Raw genomic sequence first — 16,476 nt, 5'->3', positions numbered from 1 at the left:
GATTGCACACCCCACTGGTGATTTGAATCATGCTTCACTCAAGACATACAACAACGCGTCTCATCATGATCCTGCTCCTGGCAGTGGCTCTTCTGACAGCCACCGCAGGTGCGGGACTTGTAGAGCCGATCGAAACGACGTCTCTGACGGTCAATCAGACCCTGGAGGATCAGCAGACGAACCTCAGTATCATCAAGAATACGGGGCTGACGAACACCGCACCGCTCCCCGCACCCAGGCATATCTTCTTCAACGTGGCGAATGACGCCGGCGTGAAGTACAACCTGGACGGACCGGCCTTTGGGGGCCCGAACAACACCTACTACATTAAGGCAGACGGTGGTGGCCTGAACGAACTCCACATCACGAACGATGTGAGCCTGCCCTACGGCCAGGCCACGACGTCCAGCAGTCAGTCCGGAACCTTCTATGTGACGAACACCGGTGGGAGAGGATTCGATGACGACATCATCCTGCTCCTCTCGGTGAAGGGACCGATCCCTGACGACTTCGCCATCCATGTGAAGTCGAGCGGGTACGACATGACCACGGGAACCGTCGTAAATGCTCCGCCATCCGAATACCACCACGTGACCGGCGCAGTCGACGAGACCTTCACAAAGGCTGACTTCATCTACGGCCCGCAGACCTGGAAGCCCGGTCCCGGAAGCCTGACGACTCCGTCGCTGCCACTCTACTACGGTCAGTCCATCAGCGACCAATCCACGAACTCGTACCTGATGTTCATCGATCTCAAGGTCGGCAACCTGTATCCATCAAGGTTCGGTGGTGCCACTCTTACCGACAATGGAGCAGCAAAGGTGGAGTACAGTATTTCAAACCTGGGTAACTCCTTCGCCGCCTTTAACGGCTACGGCTGGTGCCGTGCCGCAAACCAGGGACAGGGAATCTCATGGACGAACAGGGTCGAAGGTAACTTCAACACGGTAAGCGGTTATACTGTGATCGGTAAGCCGTCTGCTGCATTCAGCGCGACTCCCCTGAGCGGCGCCGCACCACTCTCGGTCCAGTTCACCGACCGCTCGACCAACATGCCGACCATCTGGGCCTGGGACTTCAACAATGACGGGATCGTCGACAGCACCGACCAGAACCCGTCGTACACCTTCCCCTCAGCCGGCAGATACACCGTCAAACTGACCGCGACGAACATTCTTGGCAGTGACACCTACGTGGCAACGAATTGCGTCACGTCGAGCATGACAGCAGCCTTCTACGCGTACGGCTCTGTCGGCCAGGCTCCGTATTCGGTCAAGTTCGAGGACCAGTCCGTCGGTTCGCCGACCGCCTGGAAATGGGACTTCGGCGACAACACCACATCGACCGAGCAGAACCCGACCCACGTCTTCAACCAGACTGGCGTCTACAATGTGGCCCTGACCGCCTCGAACGATCAGATGAGCGACACCTGTACCAAGTACCGGTGCATCATCGTCAACACCGTGCCGGTAGCGGCCTTCACGGCCAACGCAACCGCCGGCCGAACCCCATTCACCGTGCAGTTCACCGACCAGTCGACCGATTCGAGCGGCTACGAGTGGCGGTTCGGTGACGGCACCACATCGACCGAGCAGAACCCAATCCACACCTACACCAAGCCGGGGGCCTACACCGTGACACTGACCACCTCACAGTCCAACTTCGGCAGCGTCTTCACGGAGAAGCCGGGATACATCACCGTCACCGACCCACCGACCGCCGGGTTTTCGGCGAACGTGACCACCGGGCTGTCACCCCTTTCGGTGCAGTTCAATGAATCGGTCACCGGTTCAGTCCAGTATTACTTCTGGCATTTCGGGGACGGAGCGACCTCGTTCGACCAGAATCCGGTCCACACCTATGACACCGTCGGCACGTACACCGTCTCCCTGATGGCAATCGGCCCCAATGGAAACGAGGTGAAGACGATCGAGGACTGCATCAACGTCACCGCCCCGGTGACACCGACCCCGACGCCGACAGCGACCGTCACGACGACCGTGACCCCGACACCAAGCCAACAGGACCTGCCGGTGGCCGGCTTCACCGTCACGCCCCAGGGGGGTCAGGGCTCGTTCGTCTTCCTGGTCACTGACACCGCAGTGAACGCCACCTCCGTGAAGTACGACCTCGGGGACGGCACCTTCACCGCCTACAAAAACTTCCGCTACACCTACTGGCAGCCCGGAACGTTTACGATCACGCAGACCGCGACCAACGCAGCAGGGTCCTCGACGAAGAGCGTAACCGTGACGGTGCCGGCGGTGGCATAATGATCATCCTGCAGCAGGAGGTATCCCCATGAGGGAGGGAACAGGATCATCCCCACGCCAACCCTCACCCTTTTTCAGACCAGGAGCACACCTGGGCATTATCATAACCTTCACCCTCCTGACGTTATTGAGTCTCATGGTACCGGTGACAGCTGACCCGCTCCCCACGTACCACCACCTCTTTCTCCAGGTCGCCAACGATGAAGGCCCGCGCTTCGATATCTATAACAACGGCACCTACTACCAGAAACACGACGGAGGAGGAGTCAACGCGCTCTGGATGACCGGAAACCCGGCTGTCCAGAAAGGTCAGATCACCACCACCGCCAACCAGTCGGGCGTCTTCTACCTGGTGGACACCGGCGGTCGTGGATGGGACGACGACGGATTGCTGATGCTCGCCGTCAACGGGACGATCCCTGATTCCTTCAAGGTGCACATCCGGGCGAGCGGCTACACGTGGACCCCGGTCTCAAAATACGTGACACCATCATCCGATCAGATCCACTATGTGGACGGATCGATCGATGAGACCTTCACCAAGGACGATCTCATCTACGGCCCCCAGAACTGGAGGCCGGCCGGGCAGGCGAACTACCCGATCTATAACGGGCAGAACATGTCCGACACAGGGAACACCTTCCGGATGATGTTCATCGACCTGCACGCCGGAATCCTCGGGGCAAACTCCACCACCGGGGCTCCACCTCTTCAGAACAATGGTGGGATCAAAGTCGAGTACTCGTTCGAGAACATGAACACGTTCGCCGCCTTCGATGCCTATGCCTGGTGCCAGGACGCCAACCAGGGGCAGGGGATCTCGTGGACGAATGCAGTCAACACACTCGGCCAGACGTCGATTGCGAGCGGGTACTGTGTGACCGGAGCGCCGGCGTCGACAGGCCCTCTCAGCATTCCCCCGGGGACGCTGCCGCCCACCGACCCGGACAGGGATGGACGGTATGAAGACCTGGATGGAAACAGTGCCCTCGACTTCAACGATGTGGTCCTCTTCTTCAACCAGATGGACTGGATCGCAGAGAACGAACCGCTCACTGCCTTCGACTTCAACAGGAACGGTTCAGTCGACTTCGATGATGTCGTCCTGCTCTTCAATATGGTCTGAAGCGAGAGACCCCCTTTTTTTATCCCCTGCTGGAAGAGCCTGAACATCCCCACATTCCTCTCGAAGATCTTTCATGCTCATCGTCTCAGGTGTTCTCTGACCATATCCGCCCGCCACATGCGTGCAGGATATACTCCGGACCGGTGAGACCATGGACGGACAGCCGGCCCCGTGAAATCAACGGGACGCCCCATCCCCTACCAATCGTCGACGAAAGAGAGGCGGGGATTGATCAAGTACAGATCGGTATGGGTATCTGGTTACCCCGTACAGGGGAAGCGGGACTGAGAAGAGACCTGGTATGGATCAACAGTCAGGTTTTCGACGAAAAAAGGATTTCTTGAAGAGGGGTCACTCTTTATTCTCAAGATTCTTCTTCTGCCTGAGGTACAGGATCGCGACCAGGAGCAGCAGCAGGAGCAGGACCAGGATGATCAACCCTGCAAAGACCAGCAGGAGGAAGAGAAGTACCACGCCGGCCAGCAGGATCAGGCTCAGGTCTGATGAAGAGAGGCGGTCGATGGTCGACTGTACTGTCGAGAGGAAGTTCGTCTGTGAGTTCCGATCGCTGGACGAGGTCTTGCCAGCCGAAGCCCCCGGGATGGTGAGCGGCGAGTATTCATCCTGGTTCCCGGTGTCGAGGAACGGTGGAGTCGGGGTCGTCATCACCGGGGTGCTGGTGTTCACCTGGGTGGGTGCGGGTGTTGGTGCGGCGGACTCAGTCTGGGCTGTGGTGACGGTCGTGGAAACCGGGGTCGCGGTCGTCCCGACCGTTCCTCCCACCCCGGTGTAATCATCGCTTGATGAACTGGAAGAGGAATCTCCTGTCGAAACAGGACCGTCAGCAGAAGAACTGGCCGGCTGGGGCGCAGGCTGGGAGGGAGCGGCCGTCGCCTGCACGGTGGGGACACCGGACGAAGCCATCCCTGCATCCGATGCTGGAGACTGGGCCTGGGCGCTGGTGGCCGCCTGGGTTGGAACAGCGGTCTGTATCCGTGAAGGGAAGAGCGTACTCAGGACCGGGATGGATACCGAGGGTTCCGGACTCCGGGTCGCGGTGACCGGGGGAACGGTGGTGATCGCCGTTACGGGGGTGGTCACGGAGACGGTGACCCCCGGGGTTGTGCTGACGGTCGCGGGAATGGAGGTGGAGGTCACCGGAACTCCGGTCGTCACGGTGGTGACGATCGACTGAACGGGCGGCACGGTCGTCGTGATAGTAGTGGTCGTGACGGGTGCCTGAGTGGAGGGAACCACGGTCGTCGACGGCTCAGAGGTCACCGTCGACGTAGGCTGGGAGGTTTCGGTGACCGTGACCGTGACGGTCGGCGTGACATTCAGCGTCGTCTCGGTGGTGGTGGGCGTATCTGTCGGGGTGACCGTTGCCGTGGTGTTGGGCGTCGCAACCGGCGTTGTCGGCTCGGTCGTGGGGGTGGGGGCGACCCCTTTCACCGTGAAGCCGCTGCTGCCGGCTTCAGAGAGACGGTTGGTCCATGAGATCCCCTGCCCCTGGTTAGAGTTCATACACCAGGCGTAGGCATTGAAGGCGGCGAACGTGTTCATGTTCTCGAACGAGTACTCGACCCTGATCCCGCCCTCGTCGGTCAGGCCGGGAGGAAAGGCGTCCTTACCCATGATCCCAGCCTTGAGGTCGATGAACATCAGGTGGAACTGCTGCGAGGTATCCCCCATATCCTGGCCATCATAGATCGGGTAGTTCGCCGGCCCGGCCGGCTTCCAGTTCTGGGGGCCGTACGCAAAATCAGCCTTCGTGAAGGTGCTGTCGACCGTCCCCTCCACATGCGTGTAGTTCTCAGGTTTCAGGTTCGCCTCAGGGGAGGGCTCCCAGGTGTAGCCGCTCGCCCGGATATGGACCCGAAAGTCGTCCGGGACATCCCCCTGCACGGCGATCAGGATGATGCCGTCATCATCAAAGCCCCTCCCACCGGTGTCGGTCAGATAGAAGACGCCGGACTGGGAATCGGAGGCGATCGAATTTCCGAAATTATTCGACGGGTCGCTGGAGATATGGAGCGCATTCAGTCCGCCCCCATCAAACTTGATGTATTTCTCTCCACCATTCGCCATGGCGATATTGATATGGTAGTGATCGGAGAGTACGCTCTCTGCTCCAGCTGGAACAGTAATGGTGAGTGCGAGCAGTACCAGGGCGATGCTGATCAGCACTGATAGTGATCTATGGTGATTCATGTTAGCCATCTGTTGTGTCATTGATACATCTCCAATTATCTGAAATCTGTTGAAAGGTTCATCTATCCGAGGAATCGGTGATAGACGACGGTAAATCCGACCAGCCCGGCCAGCAGGAGACCCATGCTCAGGTCCCTCTGCCCGGGATGCGGGGGGCGATAGCAGGTCGTTCTCGTTCCTGACCCGAATCCCCTGGCCTGCATGGCATCGGCCACCAGCCTGGCCCGGTTCAGGACCGCAATGATCATCGGGATGACCAGGGCCATCAGCATCTCCGCCTTCCGGATCCAGGATCCCTGCTCGAAGTCAAGCCCCCGAGAGCGCTGGGCGTCCATGATATGCCCGAGATCGGCACTCAGGGCCGTGGTGGATCGGAGCGCGTACCCGAGTGAGAAGGTGAGGGTGTCAGGTACGCCCATCGCCTTCAGAGCGTGGATGACTGCCGTGCAGGAGGTCGTCATGATGAAGAGGACGCCGAACCCGGTTATCGTGAGCAGCCGAACCCCCATCGCCCCGGCGAAGAGGATCCCCCCGGTACTCAGGGCGGGGTGCAGGATACCCAGATCTGCAGAGAAGAAGACCGTTCCGGTCGACCCCTTCGGGAAGAACATGTCGATGACGACGATGAAGAGGAGCAGGGGGGAGATCTTCCAGAAGGCCCTGATCAGGGGGTGGAGAAGGTCCGAGATCCCGGCCAGCGTCAGAACGAAGAGCAGGGCTACCAGCAGAGGGACCAGGGACTCCTGGATCAACGAGACGGCACTGACCACGATCAGCCCCCCCATCTTGGTCCGGGGGTCCAGCAGGTGAAGGTACGAGGTGCCGGGGGTGAACCGGGCCCAGGCCGCACTCCCGTCCAGTCGCCGATTGCGGGGCCGACGGTTAAAAACCTGTCCCATCGGTCACCTCCCGGATCTGTCCACCGGAGAGGGAGACGATCCTGTCTGCACAGAGATGGGCAAATGCCTGGTCATGGGTGACCACAAGGATCGTTCTGCCGGCATCCCCGAGAATTCGGAGCACCCCGGCCAGCTTCAGTTTCAATCCCCAGTCGAGACCGAGGGTCGGTTCGTCCATCACCAGGATCGGGGACTCCATCATCAGAAGCCCGGCAATCGCCACACGCTGCTTCTCCCCGACAGAGAGGGCGAGGGGAGGGGCCGTGAGCCCCAGAGAACAGAGATCCAGATCTGCAAGGACCTGCAGGGTTCTGCGCTCTATCTCATCGGCAGGAACCCCGTAATTCCCCGGTCCAAAGGCCAGTTCATCGGCTATCGTCTCGGCAAAGAGCTGGTAGTCGGCATGCTGGAAGAGGATCCCGACAGACTGTGAGACCTGCGCAACCGACCTCCCGGCGATAGACCTCCCATCCACCCGCACCTCCCCGGAATCCGGCTGCAACAGTCCGTTGAGGAGGCGGAGCAGCGTCGACTTCCCGGAGCCGTTGGCCCCGACAAGAACAGTGATCTCAGGAGACTGGACCCGAAGGTCGACACCGTTCAGGAGGGGAGAGGCCGAACCAGGGTACTGATAGGTCACCCCGGCCAGGTGAAGGCCCGGATTACTCCGCTCACCCGGAAGGCTCGATGGTTTACCACGCACCTTCCAGCCCTCAGACCGGTATTCTTCCTCAGGAGGGAGCAGGACACCGCCCATCTCCAGGGCCCCGGCCATCGCCGCATCCGGATATCCATCAAAGATGATACATCCCTGGTTCAGGACGAGGTACCGCCCCTTCAGGGATCCGAGCCGGTCCAGCCGGTGCTCGGTGATGAAGAGCGTCATCCCTTTTTTCTGTACAAGGGACATGAGGCACGCACTGAGAGCCTCGGCTCCGGACCGGTCAAGACCGGAGAATGGTTCATCGAGGATCAGCAGGTCGGGCTCTGTCACCACCACCGATGCCACCGCAACCCGCTGCCGCTCCCCCCAGGAGAGCTGGTCCAGCGAGCGGCCCAGCAGGTGGGTGATATCGAGCAGATCGGCGATGGACGTGATCGCCTGCTCCATCGCTGCCTCCTCCACCCCCATCTGTTCAAGCCCGAAGGCCAGTTCCGTGTCGACCTCGCTCGAGAAGAACTGGGTGTCGGGGTCCTGAAAGACCATGCCCACGGTCGCGGCCAGTTCACTGACCGGACAGGTGTGGGTATCCCTCCCTGCAACCATGACCCGCCCCTGCATCGTGCCGCGTGTGCTCTGCGGGATCAGACCGTTCAGACACTTGAGAAGGGTCGACTTTCCCGAACCGCTCGGCCCGGTGAGGACGACGATCTCGCCCCGGCCGACCGAGAAGGTGATATGGTCGAGGGCGGGTACCGGCACTCTCCCGGTCGTCGCACGGTACTGGAAGGAGAGGTCGGAGACCTCCAGGATCTCAGGTGCTCTCATCAGCCCCTATCACCCCGGCCTTGAGGAGGCGTCTGAGGACGAGCGCTGCGATGACCCCCCCGATTCCTCCGAATATCAGGTGGGTTGCTGAAGCGATACCGATCCCGAGCAGAATGAAGTGGGCCTGAACGCCGAAGAAGAACTGGACCGCGTAGTTCACCACCATCTTGGCCATATTTCCGGCCACTCCGGCGATGAACCCGACCAGCGGGTTGGTGAACTGGTATCCGAAGACGAGGGCGGTGAGATCGATCGCCATTCCAAGGGCCAGGTACTTGAAGAGGTCGAAGATATGAAGCGGATTGTTTCCAAAGAAGGAAGCCAGAATCCCTGATATTAGACCGATATAGATCCCTGCACCCGGCTTCCTGACCACTCGTGCCCCGATGATCACCGGGATGACCCACCAGATGCCGGAGCTCCCCGGAACATGAAGAGGGATCTCAAAGAGCCGGTTCAGTACAAAGACCATCGCCCCGAGGAGGGAGAGGAGGGCGATCTCATAGAGAGAGAAGTAGCTGCTCATCTTCGACATCAGAGTGCCTCCACAGGGGCCGAGGTGATCGTGAGTTTGAACGAGTCAGGCTGCGGCCGGTCGACGGCGACCATCAGGAGTGTGTGATCCACCTCATTCCCTCCGGTATAGGTGATGTAGAAACTTCCTTTCTGTGCTGTCGTGTTCGTCATCTGTCCTTTCCTCACCGCCGGATCAGCGGTGATATGAAGCGCGTCGAGCCCACTCCAGGGACGATCGAAGGAGAGGTTGACCAGGCCCGAGATCGTCGGGTCCCGGCCGGCAACGATCACCTGGTAGGGGCGTGTCTCCGATAGGGGAGCGGCCTCTGCCACGGTCTCGCCCGGTTCTGCTCCACCAAGGACCATGTATCCATTTGCACCAAATCCGGTCTGCCGGTTCGTCCAGTACCGCCGTGGAGAGTCGCCCCATCCATAGACGTCGAAGGCCATCCTTCCTGAAAGGTTCTGGGCCTGGTACGTGACCTTCACAGGAGAGATCTGGTTCTGATACATGGTCAGTCCCTCGGGGGTGCCGTTCAGATCGAAGAAGGCGAGATACCAGGTCTCCTCAGACTGCCGGGTCTCATCTGGATCGATTCCGAGGGGAGGCAGGAATGGGCGCCAGGACTGCGGGCCGTACCTGAGATCCGTCTTTGAGAGGGTCACACTCTGGTTGACGGATGTGCCTACGGTATCCGAATCGGTCTGTTCCGTCCCACCTGCAGTCATCTGGAGAATCACCATCAGGACAGTGAAGGCACCTATCAGAACCAGTGCGGCCAGGATCCGCTTGGTATACTTCAGTTCAATTCCTCTTGATCGGGAACAGTTCCCCTTCGCGTTCCTCTACAAACAGGATCGCTCTCCCGTTGACCGGACAGGGTTTTGGTGATTTCTCCTCAGGATTCTGCACGGTTCCTTTGGTGACTCTCGTCCCTGCGATATTCCAGACCTCGTCGATGCCGGCTGCGAGCAGATCCTCAACCTCGCAGGGGCCGGTGATATCCCGCACCATGCCCAGTTGCAGGAATCTGCCGTCGTTCCGCGTCGCCGCGAGCCCGAGCCCGGCCATCGCTCCGATCACTCCGTCCTCTGTCCCGCCGAGCCCTTTGAGGGGAATATTCAGATTACGGGCGAGGGTCCGTGCCCGTTCCTGGTTCAGAATCGTATGCTGGGCATCTCGTCCGTAGGCCACCAGGGAAGGGGATATCTGTGCAGAGAGTGCGATAGCAACCCCGGGATCGCTCCCTTCAATGAAATCGTCGAGCATCAGCTTCTGTGCCAGAGAGAAGATCTGGGTTGCAATCTTCGGATTCTCTTCACAGACATGGATGACGGCACAGGAATTATGGGAGGTGAAGGGGATGTCCGCATGGACAAAGAGCTGGTGGCGAGTCACCCCGTAGACCAGAAATTCTTCTGCTATCGCATCGGCTATCGTCCTGGCCAGTCGACCTGTTCCACGGGATTCCAGGCTGTCGGTATCATCTATCGCAAGAAAAATCGTTCTATTCCCCCTTTATACAATTTATTCGAATATCACCATTTATGTCTTTTTATTTCTTAGTTGAGTAAATTTAATTTAGTTAACACCCCCTGAGATCCGACCCGCTTCCCTGATGATCACCCTGACCGAGGCAAGGATCCCGCCGAACTCCGCTGCTTCGGGCTCTCGTTTTGCAAACTCTACAAGGCTGCACTGCGCCAGGATCTCCTGGATCTCACTGATATCAGAGCCCTGCCTGGTGAGAAGAGCGATCACCTCCTGGTCGGTGGACGAGGTTCCATCGCCGTAATGGTACGAGAGAAAGAGGCGGAGGGCCTCTCCTGCAGCGCCATATCCACGCTGGGGAGAACCCTGTGCATAGAATGAAGCAGCCGCCACCAGCAGGTCCTCCGCCGCCTGCACGTAATCAAAGGGCGGCTGGACCTCAGCCGCCAGGTCCGGATCCCTTCTCCTCCGCCGGTAGAGGACAAAACCTCCAACGATACAGAGCACCCCGAGCAGCGTGAGGGCAATCGGGCGCAGAAACGCGAGGAGCATCGGGATCAGGGTGGAGGGAACAGGTGGAGGCCGGTGAAGGGTGAGCCCTGCGAGCGTGGTGTTATTGATCACCGTTGCCACCGCAGTGGCCGGGTTCTGCCCGCGATCTGCCCAGGCGAGGACCACCGCCGTTCTGTTGGGAGTTGAATTGATCTCGGTCTTCACATGGTCGAACCCATCGCCGTGCAATCCGTCGGCAAATGCCTGGTAGGTCGCATTCTTCTGCATCAGGGAAGGAAGGGAGAGGGGTGAAGCAGACACCTGATCGGCAAAGACGAAGGAAGCGTCCTTCATCCCTCCGTTCAGGGTTGCTTCTTCACCGGACTTCTTTTTGAAATGATACAGGAACTGCCCGGTGGTATTCGACTCAGGCGTCACCTGCTTATCGTCCACCGAGAATCCCTGCGCATCCAGGGAAGCGAGGATCTCCCGGATCGTCGGATCGTTCTCGATCACCTGCTCCAGTGACGTCCGGTTCCGGGCAGTCGCATTCGCCTCCTGCATCAACTGGTTCTTCAGAGCCCCGGTATCCCCCGGCATCTGCCCGTTCTGCAGGGCCTGGTCGAGACTCTGCCCCTCCCCCTGCCCCTGCTGTACCTCCTGCACCGGCGTCTGGGATGCAGGGAGATCGGTGCTGATCAGGGGATCCTTCGTGTTCTGTTGCCCGGGGTCGTTCTCCGTCACATAGACGACCAGCCCATCCAGCGTCACCACCCGGTCGGTACCCTCGGTATACTCAAACCGGAGGGTGACCTTCTGGGTCACCGGTGCATCGTACGGCCCCAGGTGCAGGTTGATACTGTGCACCCCGTCCGGGATCTTGAACGCAGCAGACTGAACCGCAGATTCGGGGCCGGCACCGGCACTCGTCAGGCTATCGCTGACGACGGTTCGCTCGAGCGTGCCTCTGACCTCATGGCCATAGGTATTGGTCAGGACCAGGGGGATGGATGCCTGAGCCCCCTGCTGAACATAATAGTCCCTCTGATCAGAGGAGATCGTGATCTCCTGGGCTGCCGCACCGATGGGGACGAGACAGAGCAGGAGCAGAAGACAGAGCACTCGCTTCATGGGATGATACGCCTCTTTCCATACCGGAAGTAGAGCTCGGCCAGCAACACGGGCAGGAGGCCGGCAAAGAGAAACGGCTGGATGCTCGTCTCTTCCTTCTCCCGCACAATCTCCCGGTTCAGCCCGGCATAGATCTGGTGCAGTGTCTGTTCATCCACCGAGGTGTAGTAGGCCCCCCCGGTCTTCTCTGCAATGGACTGCAGGGTCGCTTCGTCGAGGGTCGCGTACTGGGGTGTGCCCATAGGATCTGACCCCAGCAGGACCGGACTCGTCGAGCCCAGTCCAACTGTGAAGACCTGGACCTTCTTCTGCATAGCAAACTCCGTGGCATCCTCCGGGGAGATCACACCGGCATTGCCCACACCGTCGGAGAGGAGGACGACCACCTTCTTCTGGTTGGGGATCGAATCGGCCATGTCGACGGCCAGTGCCAGTCCGTCACCGAGTGCGGTCTGTCCGTTCTTCTGCTGTATCGCCTGCGTCTTCTCCATCACCCGGTCCTTATCGGGAGAGAGATATGCCGCCGTGGTCGCCCCGGACTCGAAGATGACGACGCCGGCATAGTCCTTCGGATCGAGGGACTGGATCAGTAGCGCCGCAGACTGCTTCGCCGCCTCGAGTCTGTTCGGCTGGTAATCGGTCGCCGCCATACTCCCGGAATCATCGATGACGAGGACGACACTGACCCCGTCCTTGGTCTGGTCCAGGGGAAGATGCGGGTTGGCGAGGCCGACGAGGACGAGCACGATCGCAATGATCGAGAGGAGGAACAGGTACTGCGGGCGCCGGGACGGCTTCTTCTCACCGAGTGCCGACTTGAGAAAGGCGACATGGGAGAAGGCCATCGCTGTGTTCTTCCTGCTCTTGGTCGCCCGACGGTACAGATAATACAGGATCGGTATCCCGATCAGTCCCACTAACCAGAGGGGATTGGTGAACCCTGGCATCGTCATCTCCCTCCAATAGCCCGTCCCCCAAACAGACGTTTGAGGGGGATGTCGTACGGTTCGTCGGTGCTGAGTCTGACCTGGGCCACCCTGCATCGCCGGCACATGTCGGAGAAGGTTCGCGCCGCGGCCACGGTCGCCAGCCGGTAACGCTCCCGGATGGCGGGGTCCGAGGTGTCGACGAGCAGCTGTTCGCCGCTCTCCTCGTCCTCGAACATCATCAGGCCGCAGTCGGGGAGTTCATGCTCCCTGGGATCGGTGACCCTGATGGCGGAGACCTCGTGGTGCAGGCGAAGGATGGAGAGAGCTGGGGCGGGATCCTCGGTGAAGAAGTCTGAGATGATGATCACCGAGGACTGCCTTTTTACGAGCGGGGTGAACTGCTTCAGCACAGCGGCGAGGTCGGTTCCTCCCGGGTGCGGCGTGTAGGCAATCAGGGCGTTCAGCAGAGCGAGCAGGTGTCTTCGTCCCCTCCGGGCAGGTATGTACTGCTCGATCCGGTCCGTGAAAATACAGAGGCCGATCTGTTCGTGCTGTTTCTGGGCCGCGAACATCAGCGATGCCGTCACCTCGAGAATGCGCTGGGCTTTGCTGATCTGACTTCCAAACGAGCCGGATGCCGAACCATCGATCAGAAAATAATACCGCTGGTCACGCTCTTCAGAGAAGTCCTTGATATACGGACGGTTCAGCCGGGCGGTCACCTTCCAGTCGATCGTCCGGATATCGTCCCCTGGCACGTACTCCCTGATCTCCGAGAACTCGATCCCCTGTCCCTTAAAGAGGGAGCGATGTTCGCCGGCAGCGAGACCCTCCACCAGGATGCTGGTCTTCAGTTCGATGGTCTGCAGGCTATGAAGCAGTGTCTTCAGATCTGTCATCATGCACATCCGGGATCACGGGACACGGACAGTACCGAGGATTGAATCGATCATCTGATCTGTCGAGACTTCCTCTGCTTCAGCAGTATAGGTTCGGATGATCCGGTGACGAAGGATACTGTGCGCCACGGCCTTGATGTCGTGGGGGATCACGTAGCCTCTCCCGTTTAGCAGGGCGTGAGCCTTTGCAGCCAGGACGAGACTGATGGAGGCGCGGGGCGACGCTCCACAGGCGATATACCCTCCGATCGACAGGCCGTAGGCGTCTGGGGTGCGGGTGGCGTCGACCAGTTCGGCGACGTACCGCTTGATCTCGGGACTTGCATAGATGGTGCGCGTGAAGGCCTGCATCGAGCGGAGCGCCTCCTCAGTCAGGATCGACGAAGGGCGCACTGGGACCGTCTCAGAGAATCGGTCCAGGATCCGGATCTCCTCTTCAAGGCTGGGATAGGTCATGATCACTTTGAGCATGAACCGATCGAGCTGCGCCTCGGGGAGCGAATAGGTTCCTTCAGACTCGATGGGGTTCTGGGTCGCCAGCACAAAGAACGGTTCTTCGAGCGGGAAGGTCTCTCCCTGAATGGTCACCTGCCGCTCCTGCATCGCTTCGAGAAGAGCGGACTGGACCTTCGGCGGAGCCCGGTTGATCTCGTCGGCGAGCACGAACTGGTGAAAGATTGGACCCTTGGTGGTGCTGAACTGTGCCTCGTTCTGGTTGTAGATCTTGGTGCCGATGATATCGGCAGGGAGGAGGTCCGGGGTGAACTGGAGCCTGACAAAACCGCAGTCAAGACATTCGGAGAGCGTCTTGATCAGCAGGGTCTTGGCAATCCCGGGAACACCCTCAAGGAGGACATGCCCGCCGGCAAGAAGGGCGATCAGCAGGTGATCGATCACCTGCTCCTGACCCACGATTATCGTGCTGATCTCCTGTCGGAGCTGGGTGAGTGGTTTTTGATACTTCAGTGCATTGGTATTCTTTACTGCAATATCCGGGGCAATCATGTGTGGTACTCCAATCAAATCATCATTCGGTACAGTGCGATCAATAGGTAAAGAAAGGGGATGGCATCGATCCGGTCCCGATCACGGAGATCCGCTCAGTCCGAGTGAATGGAGCAGAGCGGAGAACCAGCCGGTTACGGTCTCAAATAGATCTGGATCTTTCGGTGATGCCGGTGGAACGTTGGTGTTGTTTCCATTTCGGGGATGAGCCGGGGTGGACCGGCTGGCAGGGTCTAAGGTGGTGGTATTGGTTGGGGTGAAATCGGAGAGAGACTGCGACCCATAGACAACATAGCCGCTGCTGCCGGTCTCTGATACCCGGTTGGTCCATGAGATCCCCTGACCCTGGTTGGACTGATTATTATAGGCATACCCATTGAATGCGGTCTTTGTCTTCAGGTTTTCAAAGGAGAACTCCACCTTTGCAGCCCCATCATTCTGAATTCCGGTGAGGTTGCTGTTGGAACCCAGGGCACCGACATTCAGGTCGACGAAGAGGAGCGAATAGGTATTGGCCGGGTTCTTCATATCCTCGCCTTCGATGAGGGGATAATTCTCCAGCCCGGCCGGTTTCCAGGCCTGAGGAGAATAGACGAAGTCGGATCCTGTGAAGGTCTCGTTCAGCGCCCCGTCGACATAGGTGAGGTCACCCAGTTCTGGAGGTTTATTCAGGACTGGAACCGGCTCCCACTGATACCCGCTCGATCGAATATGGACCTTGAAATCCTCGGGAACCTCTCCCTGTACTGCGAGCATCAGGATGACGTCATCATCAAATCCTCTCCCCCCGGTATCTGAAAGATAAAAGACACCTGACGAGCTGGTGGTATTGGTCACCTGCCCGAAAGGTTCGGATGGATTGGTCGTAAAATGCAGGGCATTCAGGCCGCCGCCATCGAATTTGATGTAGTAGGTGTTGTTATGGAAGAGGTCGAACCTGGCGCCGTCACTGTTGGCGATATGAACATTGATATGGTTCTTCGCAGGGATCTGTTCCTTTACCGTATCTCCGGCCAGAACCGGCATAACAGATGCCTGTATCACTACCAGGGTTATCATGCAGATGAATACAGCGAACAATCTGCGGTTTTTTGCATGTATCACAGTTTTTTTATCCATGTCCGGCGCGTCTCCGATCCCTCTCTGAGAGATAATAGAACACAATATTCGTTTTTTATGTATTCAATCTTCTTAACTATGCACAAATTTAACATGTTTAATTAACCTGTTGATAAAGGTCCTTTTGTATCCTGGTATGTCCAAAATTATAGGACTACTCGTCACCGGACAGAAGGAATGATCCCCGGAGGGCCGAATCGGACACCTGCGGCGCCGGTGCAGAGGGCCGGCAGTCTGGTGAGAGCGCAGGTGAAATCCTGCAATCAAAAGGTATTTGTGCGTGTTTCTCAAATAGCCATTAAGGAGGGAGCTCGATCGATTTTCCAACAATGCTCCACACCCTGAAGAGTGAGGACCAGGTGCTGACAGATGAAGATCTGGCATCAATCTGGGTCAGGCGGGGTGAGGAGGATCTGAAGAACAGCGAATACAGGAAGGCAGCCTGGTGCTTTGCGAATGCGATCGAGCGGGAACCAGAGAACAGCCTGGCCTGGATGGGGAAGAGCAGAGCCCTCAAACATCTCGGAAGAGAGGAGGAAGCGCTCGCCTGCTATGATCGGGCCATAAAGATGGGGCCGCACAAGTTCGACGCCTGGCTTGGAAAGGGATTTGAGCTGATCGATCTCGACAGGCAGGAGGAGGCGAGCTGGTGCTTTGAGACCGCCCTGGAGATCAACCCAAAGGACAGCACGGCGTGGCTGATGAAAGGGCTCTGCCTGAAAGCGCTCGGCAGATCAGAGGATGCACTGGAGGCGCTTGAATATTCCCTGGACCTGGACCCTCAGCGGGGCACGACCTGGGCGGTGACCGGCGAGGTGATGGAACTCCTCGAACGACCTGAAGAGGCGAAGGTCTGCAGGGAGACTGCAAGGAAACTCGGGGTCTAGGTGCGGCA

General features: G+C 58.9%; 14 protein-coding genes. 3 read left to right on the top strand and 11 right to left on the bottom strand.

What is annotated here, in order from left to right; all coding sequences use genetic code 11:
- Positions 1-65 precede the first annotated feature (65 nt).
- Positions 66-2,273, top strand: coding sequence for a PKD domain-containing protein (locus ACFKSJ_RS00735; protein WP_440950368.1), 2,208 nt, complete (start codon positions 66-68; stop codon positions 2,271-2,273).
- Between the two features lie 136 nt (positions 2,274-2,409).
- The gene (locus tag ACFKSJ_RS00730; RefSeq protein ID WP_440950367.1) at positions 2,410-3,399 is read left to right on the top strand and encodes a hypothetical protein; all 990 of its coding nucleotides are present in this window, start codon (positions 2,410-2,412) and stop codon (positions 3,397-3,399) included.
- Between the two features lie 351 nt (positions 3,400-3,750).
- Here ACFKSJ_RS00730 and ACFKSJ_RS00725 read toward each other — a convergent pair whose 3' ends face one another.
- From ACFKSJ_RS00725 to ACFKSJ_RS00675, 11 genes are all read right to left on the bottom strand, one after another.
- On the bottom strand, positions 3,751-5,610 hold the full coding sequence (locus tag ACFKSJ_RS00725) for a hypothetical protein (protein WP_440950366.1): 1,860 nt from the start codon (positions 5,608-5,610) through the stop codon (positions 3,751-3,753).
- A 62-nt stretch (positions 5,611-5,672) separates the two neighbouring features.
- Positions 5,673-6,509 (bottom strand): energy-coupling factor transporter transmembrane component T family protein, encoded by an 837-nt coding sequence (locus ACFKSJ_RS00720; RefSeq protein ID WP_440950365.1) that lies wholly within the window; start codon positions 6,507-6,509, stop codon positions 5,673-5,675.
- Positions 6,493-7,998 (bottom strand): ABC transporter ATP-binding protein, encoded by a 1,506-nt coding sequence (locus tag ACFKSJ_RS00715; protein ID WP_440950364.1) that lies wholly within the window; start codon positions 7,996-7,998, stop codon positions 6,493-6,495. The genes ACFKSJ_RS00720 and ACFKSJ_RS00715 overlap by 17 nt, the downstream gene beginning before the upstream one ends.
- Positions 7,985-8,533 (bottom strand): ECF transporter S component, encoded by a 549-nt coding sequence (locus ACFKSJ_RS00710; protein ID WP_440950363.1) that lies wholly within the window; start codon positions 8,531-8,533, stop codon positions 7,985-7,987. The genes ACFKSJ_RS00715 and ACFKSJ_RS00710 overlap by 14 nt, the downstream gene beginning before the upstream one ends.
- Complete coding sequence (locus ACFKSJ_RS00705; protein ID WP_440950362.1) at positions 8,533-9,258, bottom strand: hypothetical protein; 726 nt, start codon at positions 9,256-9,258, stop codon at positions 8,533-8,535. Before ACFKSJ_RS00705 ends, ACFKSJ_RS00710 begins: the two co-directional genes overlap by 1 nt.
- Positions 9,259-9,319: 61 nt before the next feature.
- Complete coding sequence (locus ACFKSJ_RS00700; RefSeq protein ID WP_440950361.1) at positions 9,320-9,913, bottom strand: ABC transporter substrate-binding protein; 594 nt, start codon at positions 9,911-9,913, stop codon at positions 9,320-9,322.
- Between the two features lie 183 nt (positions 9,914-10,096).
- Positions 10,097-11,629, bottom strand: a complete 1,533-nt coding sequence (locus tag ACFKSJ_RS00695) for a hypothetical protein (protein ID WP_440950360.1) — start codon at positions 11,627-11,629, stop codon at positions 10,097-10,099.
- Complete coding sequence (locus tag ACFKSJ_RS00690; RefSeq protein ID WP_440950359.1) at positions 11,626-12,582, bottom strand: vWA domain-containing protein; 957 nt, start codon at positions 12,580-12,582, stop codon at positions 11,626-11,628. The genes ACFKSJ_RS00695 and ACFKSJ_RS00690 overlap by 4 nt, the downstream gene beginning before the upstream one ends.
- A complete protein-coding gene (locus tag ACFKSJ_RS00685) occupies positions 12,579-13,457 on the bottom strand; it encodes a DUF58 domain-containing protein (protein ID WP_440950358.1) in 879 nt (292 codons plus the stop codon). Before ACFKSJ_RS00685 ends, ACFKSJ_RS00690 begins: the two co-directional genes overlap by 4 nt.
- A 15-nt stretch (positions 13,458-13,472) precedes the next feature.
- Positions 13,473-14,462: an AAA family ATPase gene (locus ACFKSJ_RS00680; RefSeq protein ID WP_440950357.1), complete on the bottom strand. Its 990-nt coding sequence runs from the start codon at positions 14,460-14,462 to the stop codon at positions 13,473-13,475.
- 81 nt (positions 14,463-14,543) lie between these two features.
- A complete protein-coding gene (locus ACFKSJ_RS00675; protein WP_440950356.1) occupies positions 14,544-15,488 on the bottom strand; it encodes a nitroreductase in 945 nt (314 codons plus the stop codon).
- A gap of 422 nt (positions 15,489-15,910) precedes the next feature.
- Between ACFKSJ_RS00675 and ACFKSJ_RS00670 the strand changes: the two genes are divergently transcribed.
- Positions 15,911-16,468, top strand: coding sequence for a tetratricopeptide repeat protein (locus ACFKSJ_RS00670; protein ID WP_440950355.1), 558 nt, complete (start codon positions 15,911-15,913; stop codon positions 16,466-16,468).
- Positions 16,469-16,476: the final 8 nt, after the last annotated feature.

Origin of the sequence: Methanosphaerula subterraneus, from assembly GCF_052055875.1 — an archaeon.
GTDB lineage: Archaea > Halobacteriota > Methanomicrobia > Methanomicrobiales > Methanospirillaceae > Methanosphaerula > Methanosphaerula subterraneus.
Note: the sequence above shows the minus strand (reverse complement) of the source record. Positions and strands in the feature narration are given on the sequence as shown.